Here is a 12,758-nt window from a genome sequence, read left to right as displayed (position 1 = left end):
TTTCATAAAGCACCCGGTAGAGTCCACTGACGTGGTGTAAATTCGATGAATATATGAGAGCCATCACCTTATTAGTAAATGTAATTGTTACTCAGGTCATCGTCTTACCGGTCTCTAACTCTTTAGTTTACTCCCCACACTGACTAGTCCTGGCATAGGTTAACACTTTTATGCCTGTAAAACGCCTGATGTACTGCATCGGGCGTTTTGTATTTTAGCGACTGGTGAGGCCGCTCTCTGTTGTAAATTTCTATCGATTCCCTCACCATCTTTCGTGATCTCTTCCCTTTGTTCAGTACCGGCGTAAAGTAGAGTTTTCGGCCTTTCTTCTCCTGAAAAAAGAGGTCATCTGACATGAAAAAGACACGTTATACCGAAGAACAGATCGCGTTTGCCCTGAAACAGGCTGAAACCGGCACTCGCGTGGAAGAAGTGTGCAGAAAGATGGGGATTTCTGAGGCTACTTTTTACCACTGGAAGAAGAAGTTTGGCGGCATGGGCGTAACGGAACTGCGTCGGCTGCGCCAGCTGGAGGAAGAGAATCACCGCCTGAAACGGCTGGTCGCCGATCTCAGTCTGGACAAGGAAATGCTGCAGAACGTCATCCGAAAAAAGTTCTGAGGCCGATGCAGAAACGCGAGGCGGTCGAATACCTGCTGGCGGCGTACCGTATCGGGGTTCGCAGGGGATGCCGGCTGATGATGCAGAGCCGAACGGTTTACAACTACCGCAGCTGCCGCGATGACCGGGCCCTCACGCAGCGGATACGGGTGATTGCAGAAACCCGCATTCGTTATGGTGTGCAGCGGATCCATATCCTGCTGCGGCGCGAGGTCTGGCTGGTTAACCACAAGAAAACACATCGGATTTACTGTCTGGAAGGGCTGAACCTGCGGTCAAAACGCCCGCGGCGGCACGTGACGGCCAGGCACAGGCGTATCCGCCCGGCCGTGACCGCTGTGGATCCGTGCTGGAGTATGAATTTCGTTGCTGATAATCTGTTCAACGGACGCCGGATCCGTGCCCTGACTGTAGTCGAAAATTTTAGTCGTGAATGCGTGGCGATCGAGGTAGGCCAGGGGCTTCGCGGTGACGATGTGGTCGCCGTGATGGAACGGATCAGGCAGACACAGCAGCGTGTACCCCAGCGGCTACAGACGGACAACGGCAGCGAATTTATCTCGAAAACGCTGGACCCGCTGGGCGTATGAAAACAAGGTAACGATGGACTTCTCACGCCCCGGGAAGCCCACAGATAACGCCCTGGTTGAGTCATTTAACGGCAGCCTGTGTGATGAATGTCTGAACGTGCACTGGTTCCTGTCACTGGAAGATGCTCAGGAGAAGATCGAGCACTGACGGCAGGAATATAATCAATACCGGCCACATTCCTCGTTAATTAACCAGACTCCGGCAGAATTTATCCGAAGCCTGCAAACAGGCCCGGATCTCTGATTTATCCTGGCACCGATATTGGGAAGGGATCAATATGGCGGGCCATAAAGTGGGCGCCTGCACAGGACTCCATGACAACGCTAGAAGCGGTACAGGTAGAGAGAAAGGCGGTTAACTGGGTCCGAGGGAACTTCTTACGTAGCAATGCATTGCCGTATTTATCCTGAACGTGGACATGGACATGGACATGGACATGGACATGGACATGGAACGCATGCTTGCCGAGGTCGATACCGATGAGCGTAACGTTTTGCATGATGATCCCCTTCAGAAAGAAAAACATCCTGCCAGCGTACCGCTCATAGGGTGGGGGTGACCATCTCATTAAGCCGCCGGGCGTTAACCTCGGCGGCTTTTTTTATCGCTCAACGGGCGGGATTATTCCATCCATTCGGTATGGAACACGCCTTCTTTGTCGATGCGTTTGTAGGTGTGAGCACCGAAGTAGTCACGCTGCGCCTGAATCAGGTTGGCCGGCAGCACCGCTGAACGGTAGCTGTCGTAGTAAGCGATGGCCGCAGAGAAGGTCGGCGTCGGGATGCCGTTCTGTACTGCATAGGACACCACGTCGCGCAGCGCCTGCTGGTATTCGTCGGCGATTTGCTTGAAGTATGGCGCCAGCAGCAGGTTGGCGATGTCCGCGTCTGCAGCGTAAGCGTCGGTGATCTTCTGCAGGAACTGGGCGCGGATGATGCAGCCGGCGCGGAAGATCTTGGCGATTTCACCGTAGTGCAGATCCCAGTTGTTTTCTTTGGAAGCCGCTTTCAGCTGAGAGAAGCCCTGCGCATAAGAAACGATTTTGCCCAGGTACAGCGCGCGGCGCACTTTCTCGATGAATTCGGCCTGGTCGCCGCTTACCGGCGTCGCTTTAGGACCGGTCAGCACCGTAGAGGCGGCAACGCGCTGCTCTTTCAGTGAGGACAGGTAGCGCGCGAACACCGATTCGGTGATCAGCGACAGCGGCTCGCCCAGATCCAGAGAGCTCTGGCTGGTCCATTTGCCGGTGCCTTTGTTGGCGGCTTCGTCCAGGATCACATCAACCAGGTATTTACCCTCTTCGTCTTTCTTGGTGAAGATGTCTTTGGTGATGTCGATCAGGTAGCTGTTCAGTTCGCCTTTGTTCCACTCGGCGAAGGTTTCGGCCAGCTGTTCGTTGCTCAGGTTCAGCGCCTGTTTCAGCAGCGAGTAAGCTTCTGCAATCAGCTGCATGTCGCCGTATTCGATGCCGTTGTGCACCATTTTCACATAGTGGCCGGCGCCGTCAGCGCCGATATAGGCCACGCAAGGCTCGCCTTCCGCTACCGCAGCGATTTTTTCCAGGATTGGCGCCACCAGCTCGTAAGCTTCTTTCTGGCCGCCAGGCATGATGGAAGGCCCTTTCAGCGCGCCCTCTTCACCGCCGGACACGCCGGTGCCGATGAAGTTGAAGCCCTGGTCAGACAGTTCGCGGTTACGGCGGATTGTATCCTGATAGTAGGTGTTGCCACCGTCGATCAGGATATCGCCTTTATCCAGGTGCGGCGTCAGAGAGGCAATGGTTTTGTCCGTAGCTTCGCCCGCTTTCACCATCAGCAGGATGCGGCGCGGTTTTTCCAACGATTCGACAAACTCTTCGACGCTGTAGTACGGCGCCAGGTTTTTACCTGGGTTCTCAGCGATAACTTCGTCAGTCTTGTCGCCTGAACGGTTAAAGATGGAAACGGTATAACCACGGCTTTCGATGTTCAGTGCCAGATTGCGGCCCATTACCGCCATGCCGACAACGCCGATTTGTTGCTTGGACATTAGGAACTCCTGTCTGAGGATGACACCTGTTAACGGCCTACGGCCAACAGGTTTTTGATGTGGCAAACATGTTAACTCAGGATTGATACGTGTGGGTAGTGATTGGTGCGATAGGTCACATATCTCGTTTAAATTTTCAGTAACTGGCTGACGGAGCTCACAAAACAAGCAACCGCTTCAAGCCGACAGGGCACCGGCCGGCCGGCTTCAGCCGGGCTCATTTTGGCGTGCCAGCAGCGACCTGTAGATTTTCGTATACTCCTCAACCATTTGCTTTGAAGTAAACATTTCCTCGTAGCGTTCATACGCCTTATTGCCGAACTGCTCTGCCAACCGAGGGTTGCCCCACAGCTTATCCATGGCTTTTCGCAAGGCGGAGGGATCCGACGGAGGGATCACCAATCCGGTCTGGTTATCGATATTGATGAAGGTGGTACCGGTGCCGATTTCACTGGAAATCATGGGTTTTCGGTACATGGCGCCTTCCAGCAGCGATATGCCAAACGCTTCGGAACGCAAATGTGAAGGAAACACAATGCCGTAGCACAGCATCAATAGTGCCGTTTTATCCTCATCCGGCAACGCCCCAAGAAAATGAACGTTTTTCAGCCCCAAATTTTGGGCCTGCTCGCGCAACTCACTTTCTATCGGCCCGGCGCCGACAATCACGATCGGGTAGTCTGCACCGATGGCAGCCTCAAGCAGGATATGCAAACCTTTGTAATAGCGCAGCGTACCGATAAACAGGAAGAACGGCTGACCGATCTGCCGTTGCCATTTATCTAGCCGGCTCTGTTCCGGTACGGGATACGTCGCTTTGTCCAGGCCTATCGGGATTACGGTGACCTTGTTTTTAAAGGTCTCCAATACGTCACTGGTGGCCACATAGTTCGGCGATGTCGCAACAATGCAATCTACCTTGCGCAAAAACAGGTGCATCAGCGGTTTATAAAGCCGCAGCAGGTTTTTTTGTCTAATTATATCAGAGTGATAACTAACCACCGTCGGCTTCTTGACCCCCGAAAGGAAGTGCACGAGGTCCATGTAAGGCCATGGGAAATGGTAGTGAATGATATCCGCTTGTTCGCTGAGCTCTTTAAACTTCTTTATGACGCGAAGCGAGAAAGGGTTAGACGCAATGCTAAAATCTTGTCTGACTTTATGGGCAGTATGCTGTGAAATAACTTCGCAACTATCCTTATCCGCAGGCGTCACGGACAGGACATCCGTCGAGACGCCTTTCTCGACACCGCCTTCAGCAAGCTGATATATCACTTGCTCGATGCCGCCGAAAGAGTCTGGATAATAAGTTTTATAGAAATGGAGTACTTTAATCATTATTGGCCAGTTTTTGATAAACGTCTAAAGTTTGGCGAGTGCAACTTTGCCAGGAAAACGTTGCTGCATTTGACAACCCTAGTTCGACAGCCTCTTTGCGCCACTGTTCATCCGTCAGGCCCCTGGTGATGAGCTCCGTTAATAAACTGACATCCTCCGGGGCATGGGTCATCGCCGCGCCGCCCACCACCTCCGGCAACGAGGAGCTGTTAGAACAGATTACCGGGGTTCCTGAGCTCATGGCTTCCAGCACCGGCAGCCCGAAGCCTTCATAGTGCGAAGGGAAAACAAACAGGCTGGCGGCAGAGTACAACAGCGGTAATTCCTCCGCGGCGGCAAATCCCAGGTATTTGAGCCAGCCTTCACGCTGCCCTCGTTCGATTTCCTGCATGATGTCATCATTGCGCCATCCCTTATAGCCAGAGAGAACTAACGGATAACGAGTGCGTAGCTCACCCGGAAGGTTTCTATAGGCGTGGATTAAAGAAAGGATGTTCTTTCTCGGTTCAATGGTACCAACAAATAAGGTGAAGCCTTTATAGGCTAAGCCAAATTTTTTTAAAATGCTGGATACCTGCTCCGCCTTGCGCGGGTAAAAATCGGGAGAGCTGGCCAAATGGACCGTGTGAATCTTTTCAAGCGGGTAGTCAAAATACTCATGAATCTCGTTACGGATATAGTTCGATACCGTTATAAGACCATTAGCCCGGGACAATGCGCTTAACATTTCTTTCTGGGTAAAACGGTTCCTTTTGGGATCGAAGCAGTGTTCCCATTTAAACGGAGAAAGATCATGAAACGTTGCGACGGAGGGGCCATCAAAGGGAGGGAGAAAAAAGTTAGGACCATGGAAAAGGCAACGTTCATAGCCACGCAGCGCCTTCTTTTTGAGGCGCGGCATCAGCAATCTATAGGCCTCAATCGCCAGAGAGTTGCTCTGCACAATTTTTTTTAACCGGTGACTCCCATCAGATGTATTTTTTGCTGTGGGAATATCTGATAAAAAGTGAGTGCCGGAAAAAAAATGAAGCTCTTCAATTTCGTTGCTGCTTTGCAAGCCCTTTGCCAACTCATAGGTATAACGCCCTATGCCCGTTAGCGGAAACTTGATGGGCTCAACAGAAAGAATTATTTTCATCTAGGGTCATATTCCATGGAATATTTATGCTTTCAGCATATAGATACAATGCAGCAGGGCAAAACGGCGCCTGCTGCATTGAAAGGGCTAAAACCCAGGGGCTACTTGAAGTGCTTGGCTCTTAACAAACCCGTACACATATTTTCAAGCCTTCTGGCGACGGCATGGTAATCATGCTGTTCGCACCATGCATCCGCACGGCGCTGTGTTTCAACTGCACTCGCCGAGTTTTTAGCGATATCAGAGATAATTTCGGCAATGCCCTCGGCCACCTCCGTTGCCGAGGCGCCCTCGAATTTGAAGACGGCATCGCCGAGATCGTCAAAGATGGCTAACGGCGTCACCGCCACGGGCTTATGCGTCGCCATGCCGTAGCGTACCGCACCACTGGCTGACTCGCCGGTGTTTTGATAAGCGAAGACCAGCAGATCGGCATCAGAGAGCAAACGCAGACTTTCTTTGTCATCCAGAAAATCGTTATGCATCTCGACCAGATCTTCAACCTTCAGATTAGCCGCCGTCGCTTTAAGCTCGCGCACCAGGGCGGCGGATTCACTGACGGGATATTCCGCATTAACCAACCTTAAGCGGATAGGTTTACCCACCTTTTTAAGGTAGGCCACCGCTTCGATGAGCTCTTTCAACCCTTTGTGAGGCAAGCAAAAACCGTAGCTCGCCACCAGCGGCAGCGCATTGCGTTTGGCGGCCACCGGCGCCTTGGCGGGATAATTAATCACCCCGTGCGGGAAGAGGGTCACATTATTGACCAGACCCAGCTGTTTCAGGCGGTTGATGTCGGTAATAGAGTGCACCAGCAAACGATCGCACATTTTCAGCGCGTCGACCATTTCTGACAACCGGAAGTTCCAGTGCGGCTCTTTTTCCAGCGGATCGACCGTCGAATGCATGGCCATAACGATAACCCTGCCCGCCTGGTGGTGCCTTTCGATGAAGGCCGATAGCTCGCGGTGGTTAAAGAACCCGTAGTTGAACTGGATAACGAGCGTATTCAAACGCAGCGTTTCGATCTGCGCATCCAGGGCATCAAGATAGTTGTTTTCTTTGCCAACCACCCAGCTCCGCAGAACGTTGCTTTCATCCGCATGAACCAGATCATTCGCTGTCGGTGCGAAAATCACGATCTGATCGCTCGGCATGTCAGCGACCAGATGTTGCGAGTAGGTGGCAATGCCGCATTTGGTATTCCAGGTCGAAAGCCAACCAATGCGGGCGCCCTCTTGCGCGACGTCGAAATGCTTACGCAACGCGCCGACCGCCGCGGCCGATCGCTGGGCGACATCGTCCCAGGTAAACTGACGGAGAATAAGCTCGCGGCCTTTTGCCGCCATAGCGGATAGCTGCGTCTTGTCGGTAGCGGCGGCCTGTTTCATTGCCTCAGCCAGATTCTCGACGTCGGCGCCGACCCATGACGAAGAGAACAGGCCAAAGTGTGTGTTCGCGCGCTCAAAACGGTAATCGACCAGCCACGAGTTTTCTGGCGTGCAAAAATCAAGCTGCCCGCTCCAATCGGTGGTGATCGCCGGCAAGCCGCTCAGCATAGCTTCCGCAATCGGCAAGCCGAACCCTTCGGCGCAGCTTGGCGCCACCAACACATCGCAATACTCGTAGAGCGCCTTCAGCTCCTGCTCCGGCATATCCTGTTCGATGATAATGACGTCAGGATAGCTGGCATGCTGCTTCTGGGCCTGCTTCAGCCAAGCCTGCACTTCATTGTGCGGATTAGCGAAGGTTTTAATGATCAGGGAAACGTCATCCTGGGCGGTGAATGCGGCGCCATAAGCCGCCAGCATCGCCTGAACGCCCTTGCGCGGGAAACACGAAGAAACATGCAGGAACCTGAATGTCTTGGCGTTCAGCTGCGGTTGCTGCGCGGACTGAATGCGTTCCCAATGCTCGCACCCGTTCCCTACGTTAAACACGGGAACCTTGGTGCCATTATCGATCAATACTTTACGTACATGTTCGGAGGTGCAAAGGATCGCATCCAGCTCACGGTTGAAGTTGTTGATCCAACCTTGCGGAAAACCGCTTTCTTCCCAGGCATAGCAATGCAGGAGCTTCACATCGGCCTTCATGTTACTGACGCGTGGCGGATAGAGGTTGCGGCTCAATACGTTAACCGGCCTATCGCTCCGTTGCTGAACCCGTTGATGATATGCTTTCAGATCCGCGTTGTTCTCATCATTCAGGAAGGCTTCACTCGGAGCAAAGTCGCCCGGCCCTTCCGTTGAGTGCAATAAAACCTCAACATTATCCCGACTGAGCGCCCGCGCGAATTCTCTATTCACCAGAGCCAAGCTGTAGGAGCTGTCATAAGGCCCTTCGACACGCCAGGACAACGCAGCCAAATCAATCCCCTGCAGTTCCAACCGTTTGGCATTGCGGTCCATCGCTTCGGCGGTGGAGCGTAAATCGTTATCTGTAGGTTCTTCGCGGCATGCGATCGCGGAGATGGCGGCAATCAATTGCGATGATGTTACCGTCTCGGGCATCACTTCTCCGCCATCGGAAACCAATTGTTCAAAGCGCGCCAAGGCGGTAATTCCCGCCTTGTCCCACGAGAACTTGCCGGCCTGCTCCATCGCGTGCTGCTTAAGCTTGCCGAGGAAAACCTCATCACTCAACGCCTGATGAAGCTTCTCTTTAATTGATTCCACTGAATAAGGATCAAACAAGGCGTCGGCGTAGCCTATCACTTCCGGAATACTGGTTACGTTAGAGCCGATAGTCGCCGCGCCGCACGTCATGGCCTCCAAAATCGGCAGACCAAACCCCTCATGCAGCGAAGCGAAAACAAACAGCTTGGCCAACTGATAAAAAACGACCAAATCTTGTTCCGACACATACCCGGTCAGGATCATCTCGTCTTCACGCAGCTGAACGTTTTGAGCAATAGACCTCAGGTAGCTGCGATCGCTGTCCGACAGCTTACTGACGATGACCAACTGGTTTTTTTCACGCAATGCCGGCGCCAATTTGCTATAGGCTTCAATCAAACGTTTGAAGTTTTTACGGGAATCGAAACCGCCCGGAGCATACAGCACGACATCGCGGGTAATGCCGTATCGCTGTTTTAAAGCGGAAAATTCATCGTCTGATGCCTCGCTGATAACAAAATGCTCCTCTGTCGCAGCAGAGATCGTGCACACCTTGTCTGCGGGGACATCCAACCATTCCATCACCTCGGCAGAGGTGTAGTCCGAGTTGGTGAGCAGCAGGTCGGCTTTCTTCAGCCAATTGACTTTCTTAAGGTAGTATTCTTTATAAACTTCATCCTGAAGGTATACGTCCGATTGCACCAATGGGATCAGGTCATGATGCAACACCGCCACTTTTGTTTTAGGCGTGAATTTGGCGATCGAGGTCACCGCGTTATCCACATGCCCTTCAAACAAGCTGGTGATAAACACAACATCAGGTTCAAGATTGTGTAAAAAGGCCTCGCGAACATACTCCGCGCATTCGCCCCGCCAGGCATTGTGCCTCTCCATCGCTCGCACCGGGCCAGGCGCATACCAAACCACGATATTTTCGGCCGGAACCAGGCGACTAAACTGCGCCTTCAGGTCGGCGATGGTTTCCGGGAATAATGAGGACAAAGCGATAAAGATTTCGTGTTGGCTGTTGTTGCGGATAATCGCCTTGGCGATCGAAATAGTATAGCGACCAATCCCACGAAAGCGGCTTTCCGTTTGTGCCCCTTGCAGGTCAATAACAATGCGCATTATGACTCTCCGTGCTTCTTATTATTTGCGTTCTTTAACTGTTCATACAGATCAATGGCCCTGGTCGTCATATTCTCCTGATAAACAACATGACGTTCATTCGCCATAAGATCGGCGTGATAGTTAGGCGCGGAATTCAAAACGCGTCGGAAAACAGATTGCAGCAACCGGTATACGCCCAGCTTTCTAGCGCTGGAGAGCACAAAGCCTTTGAACTTTGGATGCTCATGGAACAGGCCGAGAGTCGTATTGATCGTTTTTCTCAAAACCTTTTTGACCGCCTTGCGGCCCCGGGCTTTGATGCCTTCATCCCGAACAGCCTGCAGCTGACAAGAAACCCACCGTAATGGATAAGTCACACGCCAAGAATTACTGGCATGCACATCAATGAGTTGTTGCTGCAAGCTTTGATTGTGGACATGTACCGCCATCAGTTCCTGATGCGATTTATCCCATTGGTGCCGGACGCGCTCCAATTGATTGCCCATGTCGTGAAGTTTCGCCGCCTGCGCACGCTGCGCCTTATCCACTCGCTTAAATTGACTCTGCAAGCGTTGGTCATAGCGATCGCTCAGGCCATCGAGAGTAATCCCATATTCTTTATCGAAATAAGAATCTAACTCGCGGACAATCGACTCGTCGGCCTCTTTCTGGGCAATCAGGCTATAATCGGGGCTGACGCCTTTCAACACGTCGACCAAATAAACCGACGAGTCCGAGTCTCTCAACGCGGATTTTTCCTGCAGGCGCAGTATCTTGGTTCTCAGAAAGCCGTAATAGTTTGGAATGAACTCAAGCAGCGCGGGGGGCAGCGGATGGTTGTGGGTGGGATCCATATAAAAAGAGCAGGTTCCGACGCTCACGTTTTCAGGATTCGGCGTCTCCAGAATCAGCAGGCCGCCAGGTTTTAACACTCGCAGAGCCTCTTTGACCAATGACTGTAAAACCTCAAAGGGCAGATGTTCGGCAATATGAAAACCGGTAATGGCCAGCAGGCTGGCGTCTGCCTGCTGTTGGAGAAAGTCCAGGCAATCCATCTTCTTCACGTTCAGGCCGACCTGCAAGGCGCGTTCGAGCATGCCATCATCCAGATCGACCCCCATGGCCGGAATAGCATTGTCCCTTAAGGTTTCGAGCCACTCTCCACGCCCACAGCCCACATCGACAACTTCAGCTGAAGGGTAAATTTTTGCCAACGCCGTGATGAAAGGAAGGTACACGGATAAGCGTTGTTTGATGTCCTGTACGCTACCCCGATGCTTTTCCTCAAAAACGCGATAGAAATCATCACTCATTCAAAAATCTCCAACTTAGGAGGCAACCAGGCTACTCCAATAAATTCTTTCTCGTCTGAATTCACCACGTTGAAAACGACCGCTAAATCGCGCCATTCGTAATTTTTGCCAACGTGAGTTCCAGACGTGTGTAAAGCGACCGCAACCGAGTAGGATCCAACGCCCAAGTTGGCTGAAAAAGCAAATGAAAAGGTTCTAGAATCATTCTCTTTCAGCTCAAACAGCGGCTGCCCCAGGTGATGGGTATTGGTGCCAAAAACCGGCTGTCCTAATCGGTCTTTAATCATATACCCCACAACCAGTTCGGGAAGCGCCTCATTGATATGCACTTTAACCTGCAGATTAACAGGCTGCCCCACTGTCGCCACCTCGATGCTTTCACCCTCATCGTTCAACAGACGAATATCGGTGATGCTCGCTTCACCCGAGCCGGAACGGGTCTGTAACTTTCCGTTATTTTCAACCTGGCGAATAGACAAGTTCTGCTTGTCGGCGAGCAACGCATTATAATAATCCATTACGGATTCCGGCTCGCCCTCCATCTCTATCCTGCCTTTATTCAGCAAAATAGCCCTGTCGCATATGCTTTGGATCGCCTGCTTGTCATGTGAAACCAGCAGAAGCGTAGTGCCTAGCTTGCGAAACTCGCGTATCCGCTCGAAACTTTTGTGTTGGAAATAGGCGTCGCCGACGGACAATGCCTCATCGACAATCAGAATATCCGGCCGAATCGCCGTTGCAACGCTGAATGCCAGTCGCACCTGCATACCGCTTGAATAAACACGGACTGGCTGATCGATATAATCGCCGATTTCGGCGAACTCTTCGATTTCCGGCATCAGTTCCGTAATTTTTTCGACGGAAATACCCAGCAACTGCCCGGACATATAAACATTCTGGCGGCCAGTAAAGTCAGAATGGAAGCCCATCCCGAGCTCCAGCAGCGCGGCCACACGGCCAGAAAGAGCAATGCCGCCGCAGGTGGGTTTGGCAGTGCCGGTAATCAACTTCAATAATGTGCTTTTACCTGCGCCGTTGATCCCAATAATACCCAGCGCTTCGCCAGGCTCAACGTTAAAACTGATGTCCTGCAGGATCCACTTCAGCTTATGCTTGACGGTATTAAATGGCGAAATCCATTCAACCAGGCGCCCGGTTTTAGAGGTGTACTGTTTGTATGCTTTGCCAACATTATGTACTTTGATATAACTCATTATAACTCGTCCACCATATCTGCAGCATGCTTCCTGAACAGTCTCATCCCAAACGCGCAGAATATTATTGCCAGTACCAATACCGGCCATAATGAGTACCAGTTAGGTTGCTGATGATAGGCAAATATCGACTGGTATGACTGCATTACCCGAGCCATTGGGTTATACATCAGTGATTTTCTTGCCCATTCCGGCAGCGAATTCAATACGTAGACGATAGGTGTAAACCAGAACCAGAACTGCAGCAATACGCCTACAAACTGCCCGACGTCGCGGAAGAATACGTTCATCACCCCCAATGTCATTCCCAGCCCGACGGTGAACAGGACCTGCAGTGCCAAAACCGGCAGCACGGAGAAGAATAAAACCCCTGGGAAATTACCGGTAAAAACAAGGAAGACCAAAAACAAACTGAATATGATGGCAAAGTTTAAAACCGCCGATGCGGTAACGATGACCGGCAAACATATTTTCGGGAAGCTGAGTTTTTTGATTAAGTTGGCATTGGTGATAAATACACTTTGACCCTTATCAAGAATCTCGGTAAATAGACCCCACGTCAGCACCCCGGAACACAGATAAATACTGTAAGCAAAAGGACCAGAGTTATCAGGCATCCTGGCCTTCATCACCTCGGAAAATACCAGCGTATAAACCAAAATCATGGCTAACGGCTGCAATACCAACCACAGCGCCCCCAACATGCTGGTCTGATAACGGGACTGAAAGTCCCGTTTAATACTGCTCCAAATGAACCCCCGATAACCGTAGATGGCTAATAACATCT

General features: G+C 51.7%; 8 protein-coding genes and 2 pseudogenes. 1 reads left to right on the top strand and 9 read right to left on the bottom strand.

Annotated elements, in window-relative coordinates:
* Positions 1-143 precede the first annotated feature (143 nt).
* Entirely contained in the window at positions 144-356 is a 213-nt protein-coding gene (locus D7I37_RS27580; RefSeq protein WP_129543970.1) for an integrase core domain-containing protein, read from the bottom strand.
* Here D7I37_RS27580 and D7I37_RS15610 point away from each other — a divergent pair.
* A pseudogene (locus tag D7I37_RS15610) lies at positions 355-1,455 on the top strand (IS3 family transposase). The gene D7I37_RS27580 and the pseudogene D7I37_RS15610 sit on opposite strands and share 2 nt — an antisense overlap.
* Positions 1,456-1,477: 22 nt before the next feature.
* Here D7I37_RS15610 and D7I37_RS15605 read toward each other — a convergent pair.
* The 8 genes and pseudogenes from D7I37_RS15605 to D7I37_RS15570 all read right to left on the bottom strand — a co-directional run.
* A pseudogene (locus D7I37_RS15605) lies at positions 1,478-1,711 on the bottom strand (hypothetical protein); the annotation flags it as partial.
* A 122-nt stretch (positions 1,712-1,833) separates the two neighbouring features.
* Positions 1,834-3,240, bottom strand: a complete 1,407-nt coding sequence (gene gndA, locus D7I37_RS15600) for an NADP-dependent phosphogluconate dehydrogenase (protein ID WP_129543969.1) — start codon at positions 3,238-3,240, stop codon at positions 1,834-1,836.
* A 207-nt stretch (positions 3,241-3,447) separates the two neighbouring features.
* Entirely contained in the window at positions 3,448-4,578 is a 1,131-nt protein-coding gene (locus tag D7I37_RS15595) for a glycosyltransferase family 4 protein (RefSeq protein WP_129543968.1), read from the bottom strand.
* Positions 4,571-5,716: a glycosyltransferase family 1 protein gene (locus tag D7I37_RS15590; protein ID WP_061798506.1), complete on the bottom strand. Its 1,146-nt coding sequence runs from the start codon at positions 5,714-5,716 to the stop codon at positions 4,571-4,573. Before D7I37_RS15590 ends, D7I37_RS15595 begins: the two co-directional genes overlap by 8 nt.
* Positions 5,717-5,817: 101 nt before the next feature.
* Positions 5,818-9,462, bottom strand: a complete 3,645-nt coding sequence (locus D7I37_RS15585; protein ID WP_129543967.1) for a glycosyltransferase — start codon at positions 9,460-9,462, stop codon at positions 5,818-5,820.
* Positions 9,462-10,757: a bifunctional 2-polyprenyl-6-hydroxyphenol methylase/3-demethylubiquinol 3-O-methyltransferase UbiG gene (locus D7I37_RS15580; RefSeq protein ID WP_129543966.1), complete on the bottom strand. Its 1,296-nt coding sequence runs from the start codon at positions 10,755-10,757 to the stop codon at positions 9,462-9,464. The genes D7I37_RS15585 and D7I37_RS15580 overlap by 1 nt, the downstream gene beginning before the upstream one ends.
* Positions 10,754-11,971 carry an ABC transporter ATP-binding protein gene (locus D7I37_RS15575; RefSeq protein ID WP_129543965.1) on the bottom strand — a complete coding sequence of 406 codons (1,218 nt, stop codon included), beginning with the start codon at positions 11,969-11,971 and terminating at the stop codon, positions 10,754-10,756. The genes D7I37_RS15580 and D7I37_RS15575 overlap by 4 nt, the downstream gene beginning before the upstream one ends.
* Positions 11,971-12,756: an ABC transporter permease gene (locus D7I37_RS15570; protein ID WP_165283136.1), complete on the bottom strand. Its 786-nt coding sequence runs from the start codon at positions 12,754-12,756 to the stop codon at positions 11,971-11,973. Before D7I37_RS15570 ends, D7I37_RS15575 begins: the two co-directional genes overlap by 1 nt.
* Between the last annotated feature and the right edge of the window lie 2 nt (positions 12,757-12,758).

The sequence above is a fragment of the Serratia sp. 1D1416 genome, assembly GCF_003641105.1.
In the GTDB taxonomy this organism is placed as follows: domain Bacteria; phylum Pseudomonadota; class Gammaproteobacteria; order Enterobacterales; family Enterobacteriaceae; genus Serratia; species Serratia ficaria.
The sequence above is the reverse complement of the archived record's forward strand: the minus strand, read 5'-3'. Positions and strand labels throughout refer to the sequence as shown.